General features: G+C 74.0%; 22 protein-coding genes, 1 tRNA gene and 1 pseudogene. 10 read left to right on the forward strand and 14 right to left on the reverse strand.

Going from position 1 to position 23994, the window contains the following annotated elements; genetic code table 11:
• Positions 1–17: 17 nt before the first annotated feature.
• The gene (locus tag ACF1A5_RS14175) at positions 18–1409 is read right to left on the reverse strand and encodes a hypothetical protein (RefSeq protein ID WP_392193094.1); all 1392 of its coding nucleotides are present in this window, start codon (positions 1407–1409) and stop codon (positions 18–20) included.
• A gap of 181 nt (positions 1410–1590) precedes the next feature.
• Between ACF1A5_RS14175 and ACF1A5_RS14180 the strand changes: the two genes are divergently transcribed.
• A tRNA-Val gene (locus ACF1A5_RS14180) sits at positions 1591–1662 on the forward strand.
• Positions 1663–1748: 86 nt separating this feature from the next.
• On the opposite strand, the gene ACF1A5_RS14185 is transcribed toward ACF1A5_RS14180, so the two are convergent.
• Together ACF1A5_RS14185 and ACF1A5_RS14190 are read right to left on the reverse strand one after the other, a co-directional pair.
• Positions 1749–2111: a DUF952 domain-containing protein gene (locus tag ACF1A5_RS14185; RefSeq protein WP_392193095.1), complete on the reverse strand. Its 363-nt coding sequence runs from the start codon at positions 2109–2111 to the stop codon at positions 1749–1751.
• Positions 2108–2455: a hypothetical protein gene (locus ACF1A5_RS14190; RefSeq protein ID WP_392193096.1), complete on the reverse strand. Its 348-nt coding sequence runs from the start codon at positions 2453–2455 to the stop codon at positions 2108–2110. Before ACF1A5_RS14190 ends, ACF1A5_RS14185 begins: the two co-directional genes overlap by 4 nt.
• A 113-nt stretch (positions 2456–2568) precedes the next feature.
• Here ACF1A5_RS14190 and ACF1A5_RS14195 point away from each other — a divergent pair, with 113 nt between their 5' ends.
• Entirely contained in the window at positions 2569–3087 is a 519-nt protein-coding gene (locus tag ACF1A5_RS14195; protein WP_392193097.1) for a GNAT family N-acetyltransferase, read from the forward strand.
• 18 nt (positions 3088–3105) lie between these two features.
• Here the strand turns inward: ACF1A5_RS14195 and ACF1A5_RS14200 are convergent, their stop codons facing one another.
• Positions 3106–4008 (reverse strand): ketopantoate reductase family protein, encoded by a 903-nt coding sequence (locus ACF1A5_RS14200; protein WP_392193098.1) that lies wholly within the window; start codon positions 4006–4008, stop codon positions 3106–3108.
• Positions 4009–4217: 209 nt separating this feature from the next.
• Positions 4218–4988: an MBL fold metallo-hydrolase gene (locus ACF1A5_RS14205; protein WP_392193099.1), complete on the reverse strand. Its 771-nt coding sequence runs from the start codon at positions 4986–4988 to the stop codon at positions 4218–4220.
• 63 nt (positions 4989–5051) lie between these two features.
• Between ACF1A5_RS14205 and ACF1A5_RS14210 the strand changes: the two genes are divergently transcribed.
• The gene (locus tag ACF1A5_RS14210; RefSeq protein ID WP_392193100.1) at positions 5052–5294 is read left to right on the forward strand and encodes a DUF2277 domain-containing protein; all 243 of its coding nucleotides are present in this window, start codon (positions 5052–5054) and stop codon (positions 5292–5294) included.
• A gap of 22 nt (positions 5295–5316) precedes the next feature.
• On the opposite strand, the gene ACF1A5_RS14215 is transcribed toward ACF1A5_RS14210, so the two are convergent.
• The 3 genes from ACF1A5_RS14215 to ACF1A5_RS14225 all read right to left on the reverse strand — a co-directional run bounded on the left by ACF1A5_RS14215 (position 5317) and on the right by ACF1A5_RS14225 (position 8656).
• Positions 5317–5952 carry a DedA family protein gene (locus ACF1A5_RS14215; protein WP_392193101.1) on the reverse strand — a complete coding sequence of 212 codons (636 nt, stop codon included), beginning with the start codon at positions 5950–5952 and terminating at the stop codon, positions 5317–5319.
• Between the two features lie 333 nt (positions 5953–6285).
• Entirely contained in the window at positions 6286–7944 is a 1659-nt protein-coding gene (locus ACF1A5_RS14220; protein ID WP_392193141.1) for an alkaline phosphatase D family protein, read from the reverse strand.
• Positions 7945–8011: 67 nt separating this feature from the next.
• A complete protein-coding gene (locus ACF1A5_RS14225) occupies positions 8012–8656 on the reverse strand; it encodes an HNH endonuclease family protein (protein WP_392193102.1) in 645 nt (214 codons plus the stop codon).
• Between the two features lie 402 nt (positions 8657–9058).
• Between ACF1A5_RS14225 and ACF1A5_RS14230 the strand changes: the two genes are divergently transcribed.
• Entirely contained in the window at positions 9059–9640 is a 582-nt protein-coding gene (locus tag ACF1A5_RS14230; protein WP_392193103.1) for a TMEM165/GDT1 family protein, read from the forward strand.
• A gap of 176 nt (positions 9641–9816) precedes the next feature.
• The gene (locus ACF1A5_RS14235; RefSeq protein WP_392193104.1) at positions 9817–10482 is read left to right on the forward strand and encodes an HAD-IA family hydrolase; all 666 of its coding nucleotides are present in this window, start codon (positions 9817–9819) and stop codon (positions 10480–10482) included.
• 475 nt (positions 10483–10957) lie between these two features.
• On the opposite strand, the gene ACF1A5_RS14240 is transcribed toward ACF1A5_RS14235, so the two are convergent.
• Positions 10958–12232 (reverse strand): peptidoglycan-binding protein, encoded by a 1275-nt coding sequence (locus ACF1A5_RS14240; RefSeq protein WP_392193105.1) that lies wholly within the window; start codon positions 12230–12232, stop codon positions 10958–10960.
• A gap of 159 nt (positions 12233–12391) precedes the next feature.
• On the opposite strand from ACF1A5_RS14240, the gene ACF1A5_RS14245 reads away from it, so the two are divergent.
• Positions 12392–14488: an MDR family MFS transporter gene (locus ACF1A5_RS14245; RefSeq protein ID WP_392193106.1), complete on the forward strand. Its 2097-nt coding sequence runs from the start codon at positions 12392–12394 to the stop codon at positions 14486–14488.
• A gap of 21 nt (positions 14489–14509) precedes the next feature.
• Here the strand turns inward: ACF1A5_RS14245 and ACF1A5_RS14250 are convergent, their stop codons facing one another.
• Positions 14510–15001 carry a GNAT family N-acetyltransferase gene (locus ACF1A5_RS14250; protein ID WP_392193107.1) on the reverse strand — a complete coding sequence of 164 codons (492 nt, stop codon included), beginning with the start codon at positions 14999–15001 and terminating at the stop codon, positions 14510–14512.
• Positions 15002–15153: 152 nt separating this feature from the next.
• Between ACF1A5_RS14250 and ACF1A5_RS14255 the strand changes: the two genes are divergently transcribed.
• On the forward strand, positions 15154–15834 hold the full coding sequence (locus ACF1A5_RS14255; RefSeq protein ID WP_392193108.1) for a hypothetical protein: 681 nt from the start codon (positions 15154–15156) through the stop codon (positions 15832–15834).
• A gap of 5 nt (positions 15835–15839) precedes the next feature.
• The gene (locus ACF1A5_RS14260; protein ID WP_392193109.1) at positions 15840–16805 is read left to right on the forward strand and encodes a hypothetical protein; all 966 of its coding nucleotides are present in this window, start codon (positions 15840–15842) and stop codon (positions 16803–16805) included.
• Between the two features lie 100 nt (positions 16806–16905).
• Here ACF1A5_RS14260 and ACF1A5_RS14265 read toward each other — a convergent pair whose 3' ends face one another.
• Complete coding sequence (locus ACF1A5_RS14265; protein ID WP_392193110.1) at positions 16906–17316, reverse strand: DUF1992 domain-containing protein; 411 nt, start codon at positions 17314–17316, stop codon at positions 16906–16908.
• A 139-nt stretch (positions 17317–17455) separates the two neighbouring features.
• On the opposite strand from ACF1A5_RS14265, the gene ACF1A5_RS14270 reads away from it, so the two are divergent.
• Positions 17456–17848 carry a hypothetical protein gene (locus tag ACF1A5_RS14270; RefSeq protein WP_392193111.1) on the forward strand — a complete coding sequence of 131 codons (393 nt, stop codon included), beginning with the start codon at positions 17456–17458 and terminating at the stop codon, positions 17846–17848.
• 126 nt (positions 17849–17974) lie between these two features.
• Here the strand turns inward: ACF1A5_RS14270 and ACF1A5_RS14275 are convergent, their stop codons facing one another.
• The 3 genes and pseudogenes from ACF1A5_RS14275 to proP all read right to left on the reverse strand — a co-directional run bounded on the left by ACF1A5_RS14275 (position 17975) and on the right by proP (position 21427).
• Complete coding sequence (locus ACF1A5_RS14275; RefSeq protein ID WP_392193112.1) at positions 17975–18646, reverse strand: O-methyltransferase; 672 nt, start codon at positions 18644–18646, stop codon at positions 17975–17977.
• 88 nt (positions 18647–18734) lie between these two features.
• A pseudogene (locus ACF1A5_RS14280) lies at positions 18735–19866 on the reverse strand (DUF2330 domain-containing protein).
• Between the two features lie 112 nt (positions 19867–19978).
• Positions 19979–21427, reverse strand: a complete 1449-nt coding sequence (proP, locus tag ACF1A5_RS14285; protein WP_392193113.1) for a glycine betaine/L-proline transporter ProP — start codon at positions 21425–21427, stop codon at positions 19979–19981.
• A 423-nt stretch (positions 21428–21850) separates the two neighbouring features.
• Here proP and ACF1A5_RS14290 point away from each other — a divergent pair, with 423 nt between their 5' ends.
• Positions 21851–23896, forward strand: a complete 2046-nt coding sequence (locus tag ACF1A5_RS14290) for a bifunctional glycosyltransferase 87/phosphatase PAP2 family protein (protein WP_392193114.1) — start codon at positions 21851–21853, stop codon at positions 23894–23896.
• The last annotated feature ends 98 nt before the right edge of the window (positions 23897–23994 follow it).

Genomic DNA, 23994 nt, shown 5'->3' on the forward strand with positions numbered 1-23994 from the left:
GGGCCGGGAGCCGGGCCTCAGCGACCGGCTCCCCGCTCCTCCCGGATCCGCGCGACCACCCCGGCCGCCGCCCGGCGCACCGCTTCGGTCTCGGTCAGGAAGTGCCAGTAGTCGGGATGCCGTCCCTCCAGGCCCGCGATCGCCCGCTCCAGCCGGGCCACCGCGTCGTCCAGCGGGCGGGCGTGCCGCGGGTCGGGCGCCGACCGGCCCGTCATCGCCAGCCGCTGGGCGTCCCGGATCGCGAACCGGGTCCGCTCGATCTCCGCGTGCGGATCCTTCTGCACGGCGTTCAGCCGCTTCAGGCGCTCCCCGGCGGCCGACACGGCCTCGTCGGTGGTGTTCAGCAGCGCCCGCACCGTCGACAGCAGCGCGGTGGCGTCCGCCCAGCGCTGCGCGTCGCGCGCCGCCCGCGCCTCCTTCAGCTTCAGCTCGGCCTGCCGGACGTTCTCCGCGGCCTGCTCCGGCACGTGCTGCAGATCCTGCCAGCAGGCGGCCGTGAACCGTCGCCGCAACTCGCTGAGCACGGGATCGACCTGCCCGGCGCGCGTGGTCAGCGCCTGCGCGCGGGTGCGCAGCGAGACCAGCCGGTGGTCCGTCTCGGCGGCCCGCTCCGGCAGCCGCAGCGCCTCGGCCCGGATCGCCTCCGCGTCCCGCGCCACCCGCTCGGCACGCTCCAGCGTCTGCGGCACACCGTGCTGTCCCGCCCCCTGGTTCAGCCGGGTCAGCTCGGGCGAGAGGGCGGCCAGCCGGGCGGCGAGATCGTCCGCCGCGAGCCCCGACCCGCGGACCGCGTCCAGGGCGTCGCTCGCCGCGAGCAGCGCCTGGCGGGCCCGCTCCACGGCGGGCGCGAGACGGGCCAGCTGGGTCTCGGCCTTGCCGAGCAGCGGCCCCAGACCGTCGGCGAAACGATCCAGCTCCTGCTTGACCCGGACCAGCTCCTCCCGGGCGGCGGTCAGCTCGGCGCGCGCCCGCGCGGCGGTGGCCGCCTCCAGGTCGTCCCGGTCCAGGTCCTGCGCGTCGACGGCCTGGATGTAGCGTCCGCTGGCCTCGTCGATGCGCCTGCCCAGCGCCTCGAAGTCGGCGACCGCGCGGCGGGCGGCCGGGGAGGAGTCGACCGCCGTGATCGTCTCTATGGAGATCCGCAGATCCCGCTGGGCGGTGTCCAGCTCGTAGAAGGCGGCCGCGGCGGCGTCCTTCGCCGCCTGCGCCTCGGCCCGCTGGCTCTCGGCCCGCCCCCCGAACCAGCGCCGGGTGCCGCCCCCGGCGAACGCGGCCGGCAGCGCGAGCGCGGCCAGCACCGGCAGCCCCACCAGCGTGAGCACGTCCCGGACGGCCGCGGGGGTGCGCCGGGGCCGTGGCCGTCCGTACGGCGAGTGCGGCTGCCGAGGTGTCGCCGGTGTCGCCGTCACATCCCTCTCCCGTGCCGTGGTCCGCCCTGCGTGGAGACATTCTCCCACCCGCAAAGGACGAAAACACGGCCCGGTCAGTTCGCCGCCCGCGCCACGATGCTCCCGTCACCGGGCCGCCCCGGTCCCTGGAAACGGGTTTGGAGGTGAGCGCCCCCGACAAGGTAGGCTGTCGGCTCGTCGCGGGTGCGTAGCTCAGGGGTAGAGCGCCTGCCTTACAAGCAGGATGTCGGCGGTTCGAAACCGTCCGCGCCCACCGGTTGTACGACGCGAGCAGGGCCCAGGCCGACGGGTGGCGACCCGGAGGGGCTGGGCCCTTTCGTGTACCGGCGAGCGGTGTCGTCAGCTGGTGGGGCGCAGGCCCACGGCCCGGGTCTCGTCGTCGAAGCGCACTTCCAGCAGATGGGTCACCGCGTCCCGGTTCAGGGGGCCGAAGACATGGGGGAACTCCGTTTCCTCGGGTACGCCCGGCGGTGGGGCGGGCGCGGCGCGCTCCCACTCCAGCCGGGCGGCGAGCCGGTCCTCGTCGAGGACGAGCGCCAGCAGGGGGCGCGGCGCGGACCGGTAGAAGGCGTTGACGACGGCGAGCGTCGTGGGCTCGTCGGGGGAGCAGTGCACGAAGCCGTCCACGGTGAGGGAGGCGGGCGCGTAGGGGCGGTCGGGGGAGCGGGTCCACTCGGTGAGCGGTACGACGTGGTAGATCATGCTTCTTCCGGGTCCTCCGGGGACTCGTGGGCGTGCTTGAGCAGGGAGCGCGCCGCCACGCGGTCCTGGCCGGTGAGCTCGGACCAGTAGCGGTGCGTGCTGACGAACACCGCGAGTTCGTGCTCCCGCCGGCGGAGTTTCTCGACCTCGGCCTGTTCGTCGGCCGTCCAGCCCGGGGAGGCCGGGCGCTCCACCTTGCGCCAGCCGCCGTCGTCGCTGAAGCCGTCGAGCGGCTCCACCGACCAGGGAAGCCGCTTGAGCAGGGCCGACAGCTCGGACCTGACCTGATGCAGCTCCTCCTGACCGGCGCGCAGGTCACTCGGGAAGTCGTAGGTCGTAGCCACGGCGCAATGCTACGCCTGTTCGAATTCGGCTGGCGAGTTCCAAACGGGGGTTCACGCGAACGAGTGGGGGGCGGCCAAGGCCGTTGTCAGACCGTCGCCCTACGGTGGCGGGCATGGACGAGACCGAAGCGACGGACCGGACGCAGGTACGGCTGGAGCCCTGGGGCGAGGACGACCTGTGGCTGCTGCGGCTGCACAACAGCCCCGAGATGACCGCGCACCTGGGCGGTCCCGAGACCGAGGAGCAGCTCACCGCGCGCCACCGGCGGTACGTCGCGCTGGAGTCGGGGCGGATGTACCGGGTGGTGCGGACGGGCGGCGGGGAGACGGTCGGGGCGATCGGTTTCTGGGAGCGCCCATGGGTGGACGGGACGGTCTGGGAGACCGGCTGGGCGGTGTCGCCCGGCTTCCAGGGGCGGGGGTTCGCGGTGCGGGCGGCGCGGGCCGTGGCCGAGGAGGCGCGGGCCGCGGGCCGGCACCGGTGGCTGCACGCCTTCCCGAAAACGGACCACGCCGCCTCCAACGCCGTCTGCCGCCGAGCCGGGTTCACGCTGCTCGGGCCGGTCGACTTCGAGTATCCGAAGGGGCACCCGATCACCTCGAACGACTGGCGCCTCGACCTCGCCGGCTGACCGGCCCGGCGCTCGCCGTCAGTGCCCGGCGGCCCGCAACTCCGCCACCAGACGGGCCGTCACGGGCACGGATATGCCGTGACGGTCGGCGGCGCGGAGCAGGGCGCCGCCGATCGCGTCCACTTCCAGGGGGCGGCCGGCCTCGGCGTCGCGCTGCATCGACGACTTCATGTGCGGCGGGAAGGCGTCGTAGCGGGCGAGCGCCCGGGCCGGGTCAAAGGGGCCGCCGCAGGCGCGGCTGACCGTGGCCGTCTCCTCGACCAGGGCCGTCAACTCCTCGCGGTGCTGGGCGCGTACGTCCCCGAGCGGCATTTGGTGACGGGTCGTCAGCAGGGCGAAGGGGGCGAGGAAGGACATCTTCGCCCACAGGGTGGCCGCCTCGTCGTCCAGCACCCGGGTCTCCGGGCCCGCGGCCCGGAGGGCGGCGGCGAGCGTGTCGAGGCGGTCGCGCGGCACCGTCGCGCCGGTCAGGTCGATCTCCGCGAAGGGGCTGCCGTGTTCGATCACTCCCGGGGACACACGGGTCGACTCGACCCTGATCACGGCCGGGGCCACCCGGTCCGGGCGGTAGCGGACGCGCAGTTGCGCGGGGTGCTCGACGCCGTTGAGGAACGGCACGATCAGGCCGTCGCCGAGCGCCCGGGCCGGGATGCGGCGGAGCGCCGGGCCCAACGCCGTGTGCTTGACGGTGATCAGGCACGCGTCGACCGGTTCGCGCAGCTCCGTGTCCGCCGCCACGCGGGCGGTGAAGTCTCCGAACTGCCCGCTGTGGACCCGGAGTCCGGTGTCGCGCAGGGTGCGGACGGTGTCGGCGCCGGCCAGGCAGATGACCCGGTGGCCGGCCCGGGCCAGCAGCGCGGCGAGCAGGCCGCCCACGCCGCCGGGGCCCAGGACGGCCACGGTGAGTTCGTCGTTCGCCATGAGGGACTGTCCTCTCGTCGGTCGGCCCCGGGACGGTGGCCGCCTCGGTGACGATCATGACAGCCGCGCCGGGTGCGTGGGGCGCGGCCGGGTGGATCGGGCGGAGGGCTGGTGGATCGGGTGGATCGGTCGGGCCCGTGACGGGCCCGCCGGGACGGTGACCGGGCGGACGGTGGCGCCCGGCTCCCGGCCGTACGGTCGCGCCGCGCCTACAGCCTGACCGACGCGCCCGGCGTGAGCAGGTGCAGGCGCTCGGTCAGGCCCGCGTCGGCGAACGCCTTCGTGAGGGCCGCCCCGTCCTCCGTGAAGTGTCCCCAGTGCTCGAAGTGCAGCGGGACGACGTGGCGGGCGCCGAGGATCCGCGTGGCCTCGGCCGCCTGCTCGCTGGTGAGGGTCAGGGTGGCGTCCGGTACGAGAGGGGTGCGGGCGGCGCCCGCGAACAGCAGCGCCACGTCGAACGGGCCCTCGCGGCCGGCGATCTCCCGGACCAGTTCCAGGGAGGCGTTGTCGCCGCTGACGTAGACCTTGGGCAGGCCCTCGCCGGACAGGACGAAGCCGGTGACCTCGCCGACCAGGGGCTCGGAGCCGGCCGGGCCGTGCAGGGCGGGGACGGCGGTGACGCGCAGGGTGCCGCCGCCGGGGCTCGGGAGGCCGGTGTGCTGCCAGGCGGGCAGGGCCCGCACGGGGGCGCCGAGGCGGGCCCGCGCGGACGCCGTGGACAGGGTCAGCGCGGTGCCGGACAGGTAGGCGCGGCCCGAGCCGTCGAGGTTGTCCGGGTGCTGGTCGTGGGAGAGCAGTACGGCGTCGACCGGGCCGACGTCGGCGGGCGTGAGGGCCGGGGCGGCGGTCTTCACCAGCGCGCGGGAGCCGATGGGGTACTCCCCGGGCGCGTCGAAGGTGGGGTCGGTGAGCAGGCGCAGGCCGGCGAGCTCCACGACGGCGGTCGGGCCGCCGATGTAGGTGATCTCCACGGTGGTCATGTCCCGGCAATTTCCGGACAGGCGGAGGTATTCCCTCCGGGTCCGGGGAGGGAGACTGGGGGCATGTGCCGGAGCATCAAGACACTGCGTCCGCCCGCGTTGCCCGAGGAGGCCACGGAGGAGGAGATCCGCGCCGCCGCGCTGCAGTTCGTGCGGAAGGTCTCCGGGTTCCGGGCGCCCGCCGCGCACAACCGGGAGGTCTTCGACCACGCGGTCGAGGCGATCACCGAGGCGACGGCGGAGCTGCTGGCGGGCCTGGAGGTGCGCGGGCGCGCCGCGGCGCCGGGCGGGTCCGGGGCGGCATAGAAGCCGGTCCCCCGCGGGGCGGCTACGCCGCCTGCGCCGGCTTCGGCTCGCGGCGCACCAGGTAGGTCGCGCCCGCGCCCGCCGCGAACAGGGCCGCCACCGACACCGCCGTCGCCAGCCAGGCCGCGCCCAGCCACCGGGTGCCGAAGTAGCCGAGGGCGACGCTGTACGTGGCCCAGGACAGGCCGGCCAGGGCGGACCAGGGGAGGAACTCGCGGACGCGGCGGTGCGTGGCGCCGGCGCCGAAGGAGACGACCGAGCGGCCGGCGGGGGCGAAACGGGCGAGCACCACCAGGGCCCCGCCGCCCCGCGACAGGGCCGTGCCGAGTCGTTCCTGCGCCGTGCTCAGGCGGCGGGAACGGGATATCGCGCGGTCCAGACGCTCGCCGCCGCGCCAGGCCAGCCGGTACGCCACCAAGTCGCCCAGCACCGACGCGGTGGCCGCGCAGAGGGTCAGGGCGAGGATGTCGGGCACGTTGTGCGGGACGTGGCCCGTCGCCGCGCCCGAGCCCGCGGCCGCCGCCGTGGCCGCCGTGACGATCAGGACACCGCTGGGCAGGACGGGCAGGAACACGTCGAGCAGGACGGAGAGCGCCACCACGACGTAGATCCACGGAGTGCCGGTGACCGACCCCACGCTCGCCAGACTCTCCAGCACCGGTACTCCCCCTGTCGCCCCCCGTGGACCGGACCGTGCCGTGCCGCGACGTCGCGGGGGAGCGGCAGGGGCGGCCTGTGAACAGCCATACAGCGTACGCCGAAGGCGTGACAGAAGGTTCACGGGGGGCTCGTGACTGCGGCACGGCTTTTCACCGGCGGGGACGGTGCCGCCAGGGTGGCCCGTCGCGCCGCCCGGCGCGCCGAGCGCGCCGATCACGTCCAGGGGCCGGGCGGCGCCGTGGCAGACGAAGAGACCGGAGAGGCCGAGAAAGCCGGCAAGGCCGGAGAGACCGGAGAGGAGAGGTCGGAGAGGCCGGGGAGGCGGGGGAGATCACCGGGCCAGCTCGGACTCCGCGACCGTTTCCAGCAGGGGCCGCCCGTCCCGCCCCGCCCGCGCCCGCTCCAGCCGCAGTCGTGCCGAACGGCCGCGCAGGGTCAGGGTCATCAGCTGGTTGCCGAACCAGGGCCCGCCGGTCCTGCGCCAGCTGACCGGCGGCTGCGGGCAGCGTCCGTGCCGGGCCAGCCGGCGGCCGAGGGCGCGGGCCACCGCGCTCCACCCGAAGCGGAAGCCGAGCCGTATCGACAGAGGCACCGAGTTGTGGACCGGCGAGCAGGTGAGCTGCAGGACCCGGGCGCCGGGGCCGCCGTGCCCGGCGGTGGCGGGCCACTTCGGTTCGGCGACGTAGGCGTGGTGGACGTCCCCGGACAGCACGCACACCGTCGCGGGCGCCTCGGGCCCCGACCCGGCCTCGGCGATCAGGGCCGCCAGCTCCGCGAAGGACTCCGGGAACGCGGCCCAGTGCTCCAGGTCGGCGCCCCGCCGCAGCCGCTCCCCGTACCGCGCCCAGCGTGCCCCGCGCTCGCCCCGGCACAGCGCCGCGTTCCACGTCTCGGCGTCGTGCACCAGGTGCGGCAGCAGCCAGGGCAGCGAGGTCCCGATGAGCAGGTGGTCGCAGGAGCCGGGCTCGGCCAGCGCCTGCTCACGCAGCCACCGCGCCTCGGCAGGATGGAGCATGGAGCGGCTGTCCTCGGCCAGCACCCGGGCCGCCCGCGAGTCCACCATCAGCACGCGCACCCGGCCGAAGTCGCGCCGGTAGCTCCAGCGCACGGAGGCCGGGTCGGTGTCGGCCTCGGCGGCGAAGGCGCGCAGGACGTCGGTGCCGTCGGGGGAGGACCGTACGGCCGCGTAGACCGGGTCGGCGGCCACCTCGCCGGGGGAGAGGTTGCCCAGGTGCTGGTGCACCCAGTACGACATCAGGCCGCTCAGCAGCCGCTCCTGCCACCAGTCGGTGTCCCGCATCTCGGCCAGCCAGGCGGCGGAGGTGTTCCAGTCGTCGATGACGTCGTGGTCGTCGAAGATCATGCAGCTGGGCACGGTGGACAGCAGCCAGCGCACCTCCGGGTCCAGCCAGGACTCGTAGTAGAGCCGGGTGTACTCCTCGTAGTCCGCCACCTCGCCGCCCGGTGGGTCGGACAGGTCCCGGCGGGCGGCGAGCCACTGCCGGGTCGCGTCGGAGGTCTCGTCGGCGTACACCTGGTCGCCGAGGAGCAGCAGGACGTCGGGGCGTTCGCCCTCGGGGGCGGCGGCGATCCGCGCGGCCAGGGTGTCCAGGGCGTCCGGGCCGACCTTGTCCCTGCCGTCGGCGGGCGGGGCGGCCCAGCGGCAGGAGCCGAAGGCGACGCGCAGCTCGCCGGGGGTCTCGGAGCCGGTGGAGGTGCGGATGACGGAGGGCGGGAAGGGCGTGCCGGGCAGCGGCCACACCCGCGCTCCGTCGAGGAGGACCTCGTAGGGCGTGGTGGTGCCGGGGGTGAGGCCGGTCACCGGGACGAGGGCGTAGTGGTGGCCCTCGATCTGGAACGTGCGGGCCGTGCCGCCGGCGCCGTCGGCGCAGCGGACCTCGGCCGCGCAGGGGCGACTCGTCTCGACCCAGACGGTCGCGGACGAGCCGTCGGTGTACCTCAGCAGTGGTCCCAGGCGCAGTCCGGCCATGGTCATCCCTTCCTCCGTCGCCCCGTACGGTACGGAACGACGGAGGTCAGCGGGGAGATCCCGGAGGTCAGCAGTTCGCGAGGTAGCCCTGCAGTGCGCTCTTCTCGGCCGAGTCGACGGAGAGGTTGTAGTAGTACTTCACCTGCACCCAGGCGCGGACGTAGGTGCACAGGTAGGCAGAGCGGGACGGGACCCAGGTGGCCGGGTCCTGGTCGCCCTTGGCCTGGTTGACGTTGTCGGTGACGGCGAGGAGCTGGGGGCGGGTCAGGTCGTTGGCGAAGGCCTGGCGCCCGGAGGTGGTCCACTTGCTCGCGCCGGAGTCCCACGCCTCGGCCAGCGGGACCAGGTGGTCGATGTCCAGGTCGGAGGCGGCGGTCCAGGTGGCGCCGTCGTAGGGGGAGTACCAGCTGCCGCTGGTGGCCGCGCAGGAGGAGTCGGTGACGACGTTCGTGCCGTCGCGCTTGAGGACCGTCTCGCGCGTGTTGCAGGTGCCGCTGATGGTGATCCAGAGCGGGAACAGGTCGCGGCTGTAGCCGGTGCGGTTCTCGGTCGCCACGGTGAGCGAGGCGAGGTAGGTGCGGGCGGTGGAGGCGCTGACCGGGGTGGGGAGGGCGGCGGAGGCGTTCGGGCCGTTGAGAAGGCCGACGGTGCCGAGGAGGCCGGTGAGCGCCGCGAGTATGCTCAGCCGTCGACGCGCGTAGAGCTTGGGCATGCCAACTCCTGTGGGGGTGTGGGGTGTTGGTGCGCGGGCAGGGGAATGCTCGCGGCACCGTGTTGCGGAGAGGTGTGCGTGCGGTAAGAAGCTAATGACGCGTGCATGACACAACAAGGGGTGTGACGAGACTTACGGCCCCTTCGGGACGGCCGGGGCGTCCCGTACGATGGACGGCGTTGAAGGGGAGTAGCTCTTCGCCGGACCGTCGACATACTGCTCAGCTCGCCTGAGCCGGCGCCCGGAGGCAGGCCTCGGACCACGGGGCCGGCCAGCGAGACCTTCGGCCAGCAGTGCACCCCCGTGCCGTACGGCGCGGGAGGCCCGTGTGCTGCCGTGCCGAGGTGTCTCATCGCTGGTCACAGCACTCTCGGCGGGGCAGCCCCGACCGATTGAGGAATCTTGATCAGCATCACCGTCCTGGCGCTCGTCTTCGGCGTCGTCTTCCTGGCCGAGCTGCCGGACAAGACGGCCCTCGCCGGACTCGTCCTCGGCACCCGCTACCGCGCCTCGTACGTCTTCGCCGGTGTCGCCGCCGCCTTCCTGCTGCACGTCACGCTCGCCGTCGCGGCCGGCAGCGTGCTGACGCTGCTGCCGCAGCGGATCGTGCACGCGCTGACCGGCGTGCTCTTCCTGGGCGGTGCGGCGATGCTGCTGCTGAAGAAGGACGACGACGAGGAGGAGGTCCGGCGGCCCGGGGACCAGTCCTTCTGGAAGGTCGCCGGGACCGGGTTCATGCTCATCCTCGTCGCCGAGTTCGGTGACCTGACGCAGATCATGACGGCGAATCTGGCGGCCCGCTACGACGATCCGCTGTCGGTCGGTCTGGGTGCGGTGCTGGGCCTGTGGGCGGTCGCCGGCCTGGGTATCGTCGGCGGAAAGGCGCTGATGAAGCGGGTGCCGCTGACGCTCATCACCAAGATCGCGGCCGTGCTGATGACCGGTCTCGGGGTGTGGAGCCTGTACGAAGCCGTGGCGGGCTGAGCTGAACGGCGTGTGAAGGCTTGCCGAAGCCGGTGGCGGGAAGCGGGATTTATTTTGTACCGTCGAGAAACAAAGTGGCTCCCGCCCGTTTCCCCTGACCGGCGGGCGGGGCCGCCTTGTCCCCCAAGGCCCGTTTCCCCGGCCCCCGCCTTCCCCGTCGCGCCCTGGAGCTGCCGATGACGGCCACCGCCGTGCTCACCGCCCGCGCCCTCCTGCTGGACATGGACGGCACGCTCGTCAATTCCGACGCCGTCGTGGAGCGGATCTGGCGCCGCTGGGCGGATCGGCACGGGCTGGACGGCGACGAGGTGATGAAGGTCGTCCACGGCCGCCAGGGGCACGCCTCGATGGCGCTGCTGCTGCCGGACCGGCCGGTGGAGCGGAACCTCGCCGACAACGCCCTGATGCTCGCCGCCGAGACCGCCGACATGGACGGTGTCGTCACGATTCCCGGCGCCCCGGCCTTCCTCGCCGCGCTGCGGGCCGGCGGCGTGCCGCACGCGCTCGTGACCTCCGCCGACGTGCCGCTGTCCACCGCCCGCATGGCCGCCGCCGGCCTTCCGCTGCCCGACGTACGCGTCACCGCCGAGTCCGTCGGCGCGAGCAAGCCCGACCCCGAGGGCTTCCTGAAGGGCGCCGCGGAACTGGGCGTCGACCCCGCCGACTGCGTGGTCTTCGAGGACTCCGGCGCGGGCATCGCGGCAGGACGCGCCGCGGGGATGCGGGTGATCGGCGTCGGGCCGCGCGCCGGCCTCCACCACCCGGACGCGCTGGTGCGCGACCTCACCGAGGTGCGGGTGGATCCGGCGGGCGACGGGGCGGTGCGGCTGCACATCGGGTGACGGGGCGCTCGCCCGGGTCGGGGGTGTCCCGGTCATCGCGTCCGCCCGTCCGGGCTTCGGTGGTTCCGCGTCGGGCGGGGTCGCTGGCGCGGGGGCGAGGGGGTGGCGCCTCGGTCCGTCTGCCCGTCTGCCCGTCCGTCCTTCTGCCTGTCCGTCCGTCTGCCCGGTCATCGCGTCTGCCCGTAGGGGCTTCGGCGGTTGCGCGTCGGGCGGAGTCGCTGGCGCGGGGCGGGGGCGTATCGCCTTGGCCCGTCCTCCCGTCCTCCCGTCTGCCGTCTTGCCGTTCGCCCGTCGGGTCTTGGCCTCTCCGCCTCGGGTGGGGGCCGCCTGCGTGCAGCGGGATGGCCGTCCCGCGTTCCGCCGCCTGTCCCTCGGAGTGCCGGCCTCTGCGCCTCGGCCGGCGGGGCGCCGGCGTGTGGCGGGTGGTGGCCGTCCGGGTTCTCCCTCCTGACGCTCGGGCTTGTCCCGCCTCCCCTCAGGGCTCCGACGTCTCCGCCTCCAGGCTCGCCCGGGTCGCCGGCCCGTACACGCCCGCCTCGTCCGTGCGGATGCCGCGGGCCCATTGGTAGGTGCGTACGGAGTCCTCGACCTGCCGGCCGAAGCGGCCGTCGGCAGGGCCGGTGTAGAGGCCCAACTGAGCCAGCCGCAGCTGGAGTTCGGTGACCTCGGGCCCCTGGTCGCCGCGGCGCAGCACGGGGGCCGGCTGCACCGTGGTGGTGGCCCGGACGGTTGCCGCGGTCTGCGTCGGCCCGGCGGTCCGGGCCCCCGACCCGGCGCCGGAACGCGACGGCGAGGGCGAGGCGTCCGAAGCCGAGGCCGACGGGGACGGAGACGGGCTCAAGTCGGCGGACGGCCGGGGCCTCGCGGGCGCCGGCGGCGCGGGTGGCGCGACGGTCGTGGGCCCGGACGACGCGGTGGTCGCCGGGGGCACGTCCGGCACCCGCACCCGCACCTCCCGGGGCGCGGCCCCGTCCCGCACCGGTTTCTCGTACGCGAGCAGCCCGCTCGCCAGCCCGGCTCCCGCCACCACCGCGGCCACGGCCCCGGCCGCGGCGAGCAGGGCGGTCCGGCGGGTACGGCGGGTGCGGCGCGGCTCGTCGCCGGTGGCCGGTGGGCCGGGGGTGCCTGGTGAACGCGTGCGGTCCGGCGCATCGGTGGTGTCCATCGGGCCGGCGGTGCCGGGTGGCCGGACGGTGCCCGGTGGGCTTGCGGCGCCCGGTGGTCCGACGGGGCCCGTCGGGTGGGTGGTGTCCTGCGGGTGGCGAGGGGGGCCCGCTGAGCCCGCGTCGACCGGGTCGAACAGGCTGAGGTCGGAGGCGCCGGGATCGGCTGTCGGCGCGACCAGCGGGGTGGGCGGACGGGCGGGCAGCGGGGTGGCCCGCCCGGCGGACGCCGCGCGCGGCGGCATGGCCGCCTCCACGGCGGGCAACGGCCGGGTGGTGTCGTCGTCGAGGACGGGGGGACCGCTCTCGGCCCCGGGCGCACTGTCCCCGGCGCCGGACCCGCCGTCCGGCGCGCCGTTCCCGGATCTCGCCGCGTCCGGCGCCGCGCTGCCCCCTTCCCCGCTCGTGCCGATGTCGACGTAGGGCCGGATGCGCAGCGGGTCGAAGTCCTCGGCCGCGGCCGCCTCCGCCGTCCTGGTGTCGCGCAGGGCGTCCGCCGCGCGCTGCCCGCAGGGGCACGACGGGCTGCCGTCGGCCTCCCGGGGCGTCCCGCACTCCGGGCAGGCATGCCCCCTCGGCTCCTCCACGCGTCGCCCCCTCCCGTGAGAACTCCAGAGATTATGCAGATCCTCTTCACGCCGTCTCCCCGAAGCCCCCGGAATGGCCGCGTCCAACAGGACTCGACAGGCCATAACGGGACACACCATTGACGATGGGAGAGGTCACGAGAGCCTCGGGAGGTCCGTATGGCCGGGGATGCGCACGGTGTGCCGGGAACCACCGGCGAGGTGAGGGACGTACGTCCCGCACCCCCACCGCCGCCGCAGCACGGCGCCGCCGTCGCCGAGCACGTCTCCGGCAACGTGCTGGTGTCGATCGGCGCCCTGCTCCTCGGCATGCTGCTGGCCGCGCTCGACCAGACCATCGTCTCGACGGCGCTGCCCACCATCGTCAGCGACCTCGGCGGACTGGAGCACCTGTCCTGGGTGGTCACCGCCTACCTGCTGGCCTCGACCGCCGCGACCCCGCTGTGGGGCAAGCTCGGCGACCAGTACGGGCGCAAGAAGCTGTTCCAGACCGCGATCGTCGTCTTCCTGATCGGCTCCGCGCTGTGCGGCATGGCGCAGAACATGCCGCAGCTGATCGCCTTCCGCGCTCTGCAGGGCCTCGGCGGCGGCGGGCTGATGGTGCTGTCGATGGCGATCGTCGGCGACGTCGTCTCGCCCCGCGAACGCGGCCGCTACCAGGGGCTGTTCGGTGCGGTGTTCGGCGCGACCAGCGTGCTCGGCCCGCTGCTCGGCGGACTGTTCACCGAGCATCTGACCTGGCGCTGGGTCTTCTACGTCAACCTGCCCGTCGGCGTCGTCGCCCTCGCCGTGATCGCCGCCGCCCTGCACATCCCCCGCAAGGCCCAGCGCCACGTCATCGACTACCTCGGCACCGTCCTCATCGCCTCGGTCTCCACCTGCCTCGTCCTGGTCGCCTCACTCGGCGGCACCACCTGGGGGTGGGGCTCCCCGCAGATCGTCGGCCTCGCGCTGCTGGGCGTCGTGCTCGCCTGCCTGTTCGTGGCCGTGGAGCGCCGGGCGGCCGAGCCGGTGCTGCCGCTGAAGCTCTTCCGTGTCCGCACCTTCACCCTGTCGGCGGTCATCAGCTTCATCGTCGGCTTCGCCATGTTCGGCGCGATGACCTACCTGCCGACCTTCCTCCAGGTCGTGCGGGGCGTCTCGCCCACCATGTCCGGCGTGCACATGCTGCCGATGGTGTTCGGCATGCTGCTGGCCTCCACCGGGTCCGGGCAGATCGTCAGCCGCACCGGCCGCTGGAAGGTGTTCCCCATCGCGGGCACCGCCGTCACCACGATCGGCCTGCTGCTGCTCCACCGGCTCGACGAGCACAGCTCCACCGCCGCGATGAGCGGCTGCTTCTTCGTCTTCGGCCTGGGACTCGGCCTGGTCATGCAGGTGCTGGTCCTCATCGTGCAGAACGCCGTCAGCTACGAGGATCTCGGCGTCGCCACCTCCGGCGCCACCTTCTTCCGCTCCATCGGCGCCTCCTTCGGCGTCGCCATCTTCGGCACGGTCTTCGCGAGCCGGCTCGGTGACAAGCTCGCCGCCTCCTTCGCGGGCCTCCGGCTGCCGGCCGGGGCCTCCCCGGACGCCCTCGCGTCCGACCCGCGCGGCATCGCCGCCCTGCCGCCCGCGCTGCGCCCGGCGGCCCTGCACGCCTACGCCTCCGCCATCACCGACGTCTTCCTCTACGCCGCTCCCGTGGCCCTCCTCGGCTTCCTGCTCTCGTGGTTCCTGAAGGAGGACAAGCTGCGTGGTTCGGTCACGGCACCGGACGTCACGGAGACCCTCGCCACCAACCCCGTCGAGCGGTCGTCGTACGACGAGGTGTGCCGGGCCCTGTCCGTGCTGGGCACCCGCGAGGGGCGGCGTGAGATCTACCGTGAGATCACCGAGCGGGCGGGCTACGACCTCCAGCCCGCGTCCAGTTGGCTGCTGCTGCGGATCAAGAAGTGCGGCTGGGTCGAGCCGGCCGAGCTCGCCGAGCGCAGTCCCGTCCCGCTCGGTGTCATCCTCGGCGCCGTCCGCCAGATCGAGGAGCGGAGGCTGGGCGAGCGGCGGGGCCTCGACCTCGTCCTGACCGACCGGGGCCGCGAGGCCGCCGAACGGCTCGCCGCCGCTCGTGAGGAGTCCCTCGCCGCGCTGCTCGGCGACTGGTGGGGACCGGACCGGCCGACCGATCTGGTGCAGCTGGTGAGGGAGCTGACCGACGAGATGTGCGGCTCCGACTCCGAGCGGCCGCACGACGTGCGGGCGGTGACCCGGCTCCCCTGAGCGGGGAGGTCCGGGAGCCCGTCAGATCAGCGGCTTGGTGAACCAGTGCTCGGCGTACCGGTCGTCGTTGTGCGGCGCGGTCTCCCGGTAGCCGAGGCGCGCGTACAGGGCGCGGGCCTCGACCAGGTCGCCGCGGGTGTCGAGGATCATCCGCCCGGCGCCGAGCGCGCGTGCCGCGTCCTCGGCCGCGGCCACCAGGACGGCCGCGCCGCCCTTGCCGCGCATCTCCTCGTAGAGGAAGACCCGGGTCAGTTCGGCGGTCGAGGCGTCCAGCAGCCGGACGCCCGCCGTACCGGCCGGCACGCCGTCGTGGCGCGCGACCAGCAGCCGGCCGCCGGGCGGCGCGAGGTCCGCGCCGGACCGTGCGGCGATCTCCCGCTCCAGCTCCCCGGGGTCGGTGCGGCGCCCCTCGTGCAGCAGGTACCAGCGGTCGCTGACCTCCGTGTAGTACGCCCGCCACAGCGCGGCGGCGACGGGGGAGTCGTGGGGTTCCGGGCTCACGGTCCAGCTCATGGGCGCCATTGTCGGCGGCGGACCCGGCGGGTCGGCAACCGAATAAGCGCGGCCTCCGTCCGGGCCGCCCGGCCGGGACCGTTTGTCGACTGTCTTCCGGGCAACCCGAACGGAGAACCGGCCAGTTGGGCCGAACACACCCGGAAGGCATCATGTCCACAGGTTTGATCATCGCTTTGATCGTGATCGTGGCGGCCGTCGCCGTGGTGGCGGGCGTCCTTGCCGTGCGTGCCCGGGGCCCGCACGGCGGACGGAACCTGCAACGGCGCTTCGGACCGGAGTACGAACGGACCGTCGCCCGGCACGACGGCGACACCCAGGCCGCCGAGCGCGAGCTCGCCGCCCGGGTGGAACGCCACGGCGACCTGCGGCTGCGGCCGCTGGAGCCCGCCGACCGCGAGCGGTTCGAGGCGCGCTGGACGGCCGTGCAGGAGCGGTTCGTCGACACGCCGCGGGATGCGGTGGCCGAGGCGGACCGCCTGGTCTCCGAACTGGCCGGTCACCGGGGCTTCCCGGACGGCGGGCAGTACGAGGAGCAGTTCGCCGCGCTGTCGGTGCACCACGCCTCGCACGTGCACGGCTACCGGCGGGTGCACCGCGCCGCGCAGGCGCCGGTGGACGGTCCGCAGGAACGCCGCGCGAGCACCGAGGAACTGCGCGAGGCCCTCGTGGAGGCCCGCGCGCTGTTCGAGGAGCTGCTCTCGACCACCGGCGGCGACACGGGCCGTCCGCACCATGACACCGGTGCCGGCGACCGTCACGCCCCGGCCCGCACCAAGGGCGGCGCCCACCTTCCGTGGGCCCTCAACCGGCATCGGACGAAGGAGAGCTGAACGAGATGACCGATCTGACACCGGACAGGGACGCGGAGCGTCTGTCGAAGGGCGATCGTCTGTCGAAGGAGGAGCGCCTGCCGGACAGCGGGACGGCGGGGAGGGAGACGGCGGACGGCCGGGGCGCGACGACGGGCGGGGAGACGGCCGCGGGTCGTGGGGGCCCGGGCCGTGAGGAGCCGTCCGTGGGCCGTGCGGACCTGAACCGTGACGAGCCTGCCGCCGTCCGCGAGCCGGTGGCCGGCGAGGAGAGGGCCGTGGGCTGGGACGGTGGGGCCGGCCGGGAGACGTCCATGGGCCGACCCCGGGCGGCCGGGGAGGAGCCGCTCGGCACGGCCGCCGGTGGCGCGGGTTCCCGGCGAGGAGCCGAGCCCGGCGAGGACCCGGCGCTCACCGGGCACACCTCGCCCGGTCACGACACCCTGCCCGGCGGTCGTACGGCATCGGACGGGGCGGCGGCTCGGGGCGTGGACGTGGACGGCGTGGACGCCGTCGCGGGCCGTGGCTCCACCGCGGCCGGCCGCGATGCCCGGCCGGGACGGAACGACGAGTTCTCCCCCTCGGCGACTACGACTACGGGTACGACAGCGACCGGCGCGACCGGTACGCACGGCGCGCACGGTGCCACCGGCCTGCACGGCACCACCGGCGCGCACGGCGCGCACGGCGCCGAGGGCACCGGCTCCCCGCTCCTCCCCGGTGACGAGTGCGACAAGATCGGCGCGCGGCTGCGGGAGACGGTCAGCGGGTTCGTGGACAGGCCGCAGGACGCCGTCCAGGAGGCGGACCGGCTGGTCGAGGAGCTCGCGGCCCGCTTCACGGAGGCCCTCGACGAGCGGCGCAGCACCCTGCGCGCCGCCTGGCGACGCTCCGGCGGCGAGGGCACGTCCGCCACCACCCCCGACACCGAGCGACTCCGGCTCGCCCTGCGCGACTACCGCGAACTGGCCGACCGGCTGATGCACCTCTGAGAACCGAGAATCCCGAGCGGCGTGGGCAGGCGACGGAGGCAGGACGCCGCACCCCCGCCGTTCCGGCACCCGGGCGCGGCACTCGCCCCGCCCGTCGCCTCTACCGCGCCGCCCGGCCCCCGCGCCGCTCACGCCACTCCCGGACGACCTCCTCGACGTCGTACCGCTTGAGGCCGAGCGGGGGGCCGGGCGGCGGCTTGAGCATCATGTCGAGGATCTTGGCGTTGATGTCCGTGAGGATCTTCCGGACGATCCGCTCCGAAGGGGCCGCACGGGCGGCCGCGAGCGCGTCCTCGGCCTCCTTGCGCAGGGCGAGCGACGGGGGCAGCACCGACAGGCCCTCGCTGACCATCTTGCGCTTGACCCACCACAGTTCTTCGTAGGACGTGTCGCCGGGCAGGGGCTTGCCCGTACCCGGCAGCCGGTCGAACTCCCCGCGCGCCTGCGCCTCACGGATCTGCTTGTCGACCCAGGACTCGAACGGCACACCGGGTGGCTTTCGCTCGGTCATGCGTCCATTGTGCCGGACGGGCCCGGGCCGGGCGATTTATCATGCCGCCGCGGTGCGCCAACCAGGCGCTCCGCCAACGGCATTGGCGCGGCTGAGTACGAGGAAGCGGCTCGGGCGCCCCGAAACACGAGGAGCGCACGTGCTCGAACTGACCATGGCCACCGTCTCCGGCGCGGACGAGGGTGCCACGGCCGGCATGCTCATGGCCGACGCGCCCAGCGAACCGGGCGCCGTGCTGCGGGTGGGCCGGGACCGGGCCGTGTGCCGCCTGGTGACGCCCGAGGACTGGCTGTTCGTCTCCCGGGTGCACCTGGAGTTCCAGTGCGGTCCCGACGGCGGCTGGCAGGTCACCTGGCTGCGCGGCTCCCAGGCAGACCCGTCCTCCGAGGTCAGACTCGTGATCGGCGAGTACGCCCAGGCCCTCGCCTACGGCGGGAGCGTCGGGCTGCCCCGGGGCGGCGCCGGCGAGATCGTCATCCAGGACCGCACCGGCCCGCGCAGCGTCAACGTCGGCTTCTTCCACGAGGTGTGACGCCCGGGCGGGCCCGGGCGCCGCCGCCGCGAGGGCCGGTGGCGCCGCCCGGCAGTGACCACGCCACCGCCCGGCCGTGACCACGCCACCGCCTGCCAGGAGCTACGTCACCACCCACGCCAGGGGCTACGCCACCACCCGGGCCAGCGCGAAGCCGTCGTAGCCCTTGCTGCCCACCGTCTGGATCGCCGTGCCCTGCAGTCGCGGGTGCGCGGCGATGAGTTCGAGCGCGGCCCGGGTGCCGCGCACGCTCGGGTCGGTGCTCGTGGGGTCGGTCACGCTGCCGCCCCGGACGACGTTGTCCAAGATGATCAGGCTGCCCGCGCGGGTCAGCTTCAGGGCCCACTCCACGTAGTGCGGGTTGTTGACCTTGTCTGCGTCGATGAAGACCAGGTCGAAGGGGGGCGGGTTCTCGTCGGCGAGCTTGGGCAGCGTCTCCAGGGCCGGGCCCACCCGCACCTCGGCGATCCGGTCGACGCCGGCGTGGGCGAGGTTGCGGCGGGCGACGTCGGCGTGGTGGGCGTCGTACTCCAGCGTGACCAGGCGGCCGTCGGCGGGGAGCGCGCGGGCGAGCCAGATCGTGCTGTAACCGCCGAGCGTGCCGATCTCCAGGATGGCGCGGGCGCCCTGGATCTGGGCGAGGAGGTGCAGCAGCTTGCCCTGGTTCGGCGCGACGTTGATGTGGGGCAGGCCCTCCGCGTCGCTGTCGCGCAGCGCGGCCCGCAGCGCCTCGTCCTCGGGGGAGAGCAGCGCGGTGAAGTAGGCGTCGACGTCGTCCCAGAGCTGCGAGTCGCTCATGCACAGAACCTTTCGTGCGACTAGTTAGATAATCTAAGTAGCTTCGCTAACGAATATAGCCGTACGAGAGCGCCGATGTCAGTGATTTTCAACCGATCGGAGGAGGAGCCTGCACCGGCGGCGGAGGCGGCACCGGGCGCCGGGAGCGCCGTACCGCGTACAGCGCCGCGGCGGCCACGGCGAGCGCGGCACCGCCGCCCGTGGTCAGCAGCCACGCCGGGACACCGGCCACCTCACGCAGCCGGTCCGCGTAGACCACCTCTCGGTACGGCGTGTCGGTGGCCGTACGGCGCAGGGAGTGGTCGCCGGAGATACGGGCCGGGAGCGGGAACTCTTCGCCGGCCGGCGGAGGCCGTCGTCAGCCGGCCGGCGAAGCCGACGCGCCAGGGGCTGCCGCCGATCGTGGTGGCCGGTTCCATGCGGTGGGCGGCCAGGACGAACAGGGAGAGCGACTGGGGGCTGCGGGCCAGCCGGGACAGGCGCATCGGATAGACCGGGGCGTCGGCCGCGAAGGTGAGGTGCAGCGGATCGAGGGTGCCGTTGAGGGCCGTGGGCCCGCTGCCGTCCCGCGGCGTCAGGCGGATCGCCACGTACTCCCAGCGCCGCTCCACGTAGGGCTTGAGGGCGCGGTCCAGTCGGCCGGGCAGGGTGAAGCCGTGGGAGTGGAGCCAGCCGGCGAGCGCGTCGGGGTCGGTCGCGGTCAGTCGGGCCACGTCGAACGGGCCGAGCCGCTGGCGCCCCACCACCCCGACGCCGCCCGCGCCGGCCGCGCCCGGCGGGGCCGCGCCCACGCTGTCGCCGGAGTCGTAGGGCCAGTCGCCCCGCTGCGGCCAGAAGTGGTGGCGGGTGCGGTGCGCGGGGGCGGAGGCGGCGGCGAGCTGGCCGAAGAGCGCCGGGTCGCCGAGCCGGACGGTCGCCCGGTGCGGGACCGGCATGATCCACGCGGCCCGGCCGGCGTTCCCGGTGACGGTCAGGCGCATCACGATCTGTTCCTGCCGCCCGTCCCAGCGGACGGCGGACACCTCACGGCCGACCGCGATCCGGCGGTCGGGGTCCGTCACCATGGCGCCGCAGCCGCACGCGTAGGCGGGGGCGACGAGCGAGGCGAGCTGGACGCCCAGCAGGGCCAGTACGACCGTCAGCACGCGCACGCGGTGCCCGCGCACGCGGGCCCTGGCACGTCGCGGAAAGCCGACCGCACCGATTCGGAGTTTCTCCATGGACCAACGCCCCCCGTCCCGTCACCGCCAGGGGATCAGACGGTGGGACGGAGGGCGTGGTTCCAGGGGAGGCAAGGACCTCCGGGCGGCCCCGTACGGGCCGCTCGCGCGGTCAGTGCCGGACGGCGTCCTTCGGGGCGTCCTTCTCGGCACCGGCGGCCTTCGCGGCACCGGCCTCCGTGCCGGAGGCGTCCTCGGCGCGCTCCACCGCAGGGGCGGAGCCCGGCAGCGGGCGGCCGGCCGACTCGGCCATGAACCACACCGCCGCACCACCGATCAGCGACGCCGCCATCATGTAGTAGGCGGGCATCATCACGTTGCCCGTCGCGCCGATCAGCGCGGTCACCACCAGCGGGGTCGTACCGCCGAACAGGGACACCGAGATGTTGAAGCCGATCGACAGGGAGCCGTAGCGGACCCGGGTCGGGAACAGGGCCGGGAGCGCGGCCGGCATGGCCGCGGTGAAGCAGACCAGCAGCAGGCCCAGGGCGCCCATGCCCAGCGCGACCGCCGGCAGGCTGCCCTGGCGGATCAGCAGCAGGGCCGGGACCGACAGGAACAGGAAGCCCGCGCAGCCGGCCGCGATCATCGGGCGGCGGCCGATCCGGTCGCTCAGCGCACCGGCGAACGGCTGCACGACCATCATCAGGACCATCACGCCGAGCACCACCAGCAGCCCGTGCGTCTCGTCGTACTTGAGCTCGCTGGTGAGGTAGCTCGGCATGTACGACAGCAGCATGTAGTCCGTGACGTTGTAGATCAGCACCAGGGCCATGCACAGCAGCAGCGGCTTCCACTGGCCCGCGACCATCTCGCGCAGCGGCACCTTCGGGCGGTGCGACTCCGCCTTCTCGGCCTCCGCGGCGAACGCCGGGGTCTCCTCCAGACGCAGCCGCAGGTAGAGGCCGATGATGCCCATCGGGCCGGCGATCAGGAACGGGATCCGCCAGCCCCACGAGGTCAGGTCCCCGGTGGACAGCAGGGCCGTCATCAGGGTCACCAGGCCCGCGCCGCCGACGTAGCCGACGAGCGTGCCGAACTCCAGCCAGCTCCCGAGGAAGCCGCGCTTCTTGTCGGGGGCGTACTCGGCGATGAAGGTGGTCGCGCCCGCGTACTCGCCGCCGGTGGAGAAGCCCTGCACCAGACGGGCGGCCAGCAGGAGCAGCGGGGCCCCCACGCCGATCGTCGCGTACGACGGGATCAGGCCGATCGCGAAGGTGCCGACCGCCATCAGGATCATGGTGGTGGCCAGGACCCTCTTGCGGCCGATACGGTCGCCGAGCGGGCCGAAGACCATGCCGCCGAGCGGGCGGACCAGGAAGGCCGCGGCGAAGGCGCCGAACGTGGACAGCAGCTGCGCCGTCGGGTTCCCGGACGGGAAGAAGACCTTGCCCAGGGTCACCGCGATGTAGCTGTAGACACCGAAGTCGAACCATTCCATCGCGTTGCCCAGCGCGGCGGCCTTCACGGCGCGCTTGACGAGGGCCGGGTCGATGACGGTGGCTTCCTGATTCCTGGAAACGGACTGGGACGGGGGAACAGCGACTGTTGCAGCCGACAAGGGTTCGCTCGCCTACCTCTCGACGGGGACAGGGACGCGACCCACGCGACGGCGCTGACGTGCGGGCCGAAAACGACCCGCTCACGGCGGGCCCAAAAGCGACCATACGGGGGATTGCACCCCTTACGGACCGTGCGAAGTTCGTTGCATACCGCACGTAAATGTGTGCTCAACAGGTATTTCCGCCCGCTCCCCGGGCACTTTCCGGCCGTTCGCCTGTGACGCTTCTCGCGCCCCACCGCGGGAACCGCACCGCCCCCGCACTATCGTCAACCGGATAAAGGGGAGGCTGACGTCAGGTGAAGCGGGGATGGCCTGCGTCTCTTTCCGGGGGTGGGGCGAGCCTCATAGGGTTCGTCCAGGGATCCCGGCGCACGCCAAGGCGCGATGCGTGGGGCAGGTGGGGCGGGAGGCCGACGGGGCGTGGCGAATGCGGAGCACAGCGGGCAGGCGGCGGGGGCACTAGGGGCAGCGGCCACCGGCGCGACCAGGGACCGCCTGCACGCGGCGCGGCTGGGCCTCTGGCTGATCGCCGCGGTCCTCGCCGTACGGCAGATGACCGTCGTCCTCGCCAGCCCGCGGGGGGACCGGCTGACGGACCTGGAGACCTGGGTCGGGCCGCACGGTGTCCTGCACGTCACCGGGTCCCTCTACGACTCGACCCGGTTCACCGGCACCCCGTTCAGCGGTCTGGTCCTCAAGCCGCTGACCAGGGCCGCCGAACAGGCCCTCGGCTGGGGCTGGACCTTCGGCACGCTGCTGCTGGTGGCCGCGCTCGGTCTGGTCGCCGCCCGCGCCCTGCCCCAGCCGGTCAGCCGCCGCAGCTCGCTGCTGGCCGCGCCCGTCGCGATCAGCCTGCTCATGCTGTCGCTGCCGGTGCGCAACACGCTCCGGCTCGGCCAGACCAGCATCATCCCGGTCCTGCTCGTGCTGCTCGGCTGCTTCGTGGTGCGCGGGCAGCGGGCCGGCGGCGCCCTGATCGGCCTCGCCGCCGCGCTTCAGCCCACCGTGTTGCTGTTCGCGCCGCTGCTGTGGTTCACCGACCGCCGCCGCGCCGCCGCGTCCACCGGTGTCACCTTCGCCGCGTGCACCGCGCTCGCCTGGGCCGCGATGCCGCACGACTCGTACACCTACTGGGTCCACCACATGGCCGGGGTCGGACTCGGCGGCCGCGCCGACGCCCTCGCCAACCAGTCGCTGCACGGCGCCCTGCTGCGCCTCGGCCTGACCGGCCCGGTGGAGATAGCCCTGTTCCTGGTGCTAGGCGCGGCCGTCGCCGCGCTCGGCGTGCGCCGCGCCGTGCGCTACGCCCGGGACGGACAGCTCCTGCTCGCGGTCGCGATCACCGGCTGCGCGGCCGTAGCCGTGTCGCCCACCGCCTGGCAGCACCAGCTGCTGTGGGTGCTGCTCGCGGTCGTCGGCCGGGTCGGCACACGCGCCTCCGACCGGTACGTGTGGCCGGTGGCCGTGGTGCTGGTCATGACTCTCCCGGCGAAGATGATGCTGCCGAACGTGCCGGTCATGAACCCGCTGCGCGACGACGTCGTACTGCTGGCCGCGCTCGCCGCCGCCACCGTCGTGCCGTTCCTGTCCCGCGCGGACGAGCACTACCGCGTGCCCGTCCCCACGGAGTACGCGGCCCCGGTCCCCGCGCGCCTGCGGCACGTCCCCCTCGTACCGTTCCTGCGCCGGGTCCTCACCCGCCCGAACCTCCTGCTGGAACTGCTGCTCATCCGCGTCACCTACGCCGCCTACTCCTCGGTGCGGCTGAACGTCCAGGGCGACCGGGCCACCGCCGAGGCGCACGGCCACCAGATCCACTCCCTCGAGCGGGCCCTGTTCATCGACATCGAGCACTGGGCCAACCACACGCTGGTGGGGCTGCCGTGGCTGGAGCGCTTCCTCAGCTTCTACTACGAGAGCTTCCACTTCGTGGTGCCGCTGAGCATCCTCGCCGTGCTCTACGTCCGGCGGCCGGTGGACTACCGCTGGGCACGCACCGCGCTGGGCTTCGCCACCCTCCTCGGCCTGCTCGGCTTCTGGCTCTACCCGCTGGCCCCGCCCCGGCTCATGCCGGGCTTCGGCTTCATCGACACCGTGCACGGCGTCCAGGACTTCGCCAAGCCGGACTACGGCGCGATGACCGCCCTCACCAACCAGTACGCCGCGATGCCCTCCCTGCACTTCGGCTGGTCCCTGTGGTGCGGCATCGTGATCGCGGTCGTCGCGCCCAGGTGGTGGATGAAGGTGCTGGGCCTGCTCCACCCCCTGTTCACCGTCTCCGCGATCGTGGCGACCGCCAACCACTGGGTCCTGGACGCGGTCGGCGGCGCAGCGGTCGTCGCGACCGGCTTCGCGCTGACCTACGTCCTGTCGGGGCCGCGTGCGGCAGCGGCGCCCGCTCCGGTGAGGGAACCGGAGGCCGGAGCGGGCGCCGCCGCGCTCGCCGCACGCCGGCCGGCCTCCTAGGAGCAATACCGGTGACTTTGGTGGGTTCTGGTCGTTGGGTGGGTTGTGCCAAGGCCGGGTCAGGTGAAGTCGTCGGGGGTTGATCGGTTCTCGGATCG

The sequence above is a fragment of the Streptomyces sp. NPDC014864 genome (assembly GCF_043081525.1).
GTDB lineage: Bacteria > Actinomycetota > Actinomycetes > Streptomycetales > Streptomycetaceae > Streptomyces.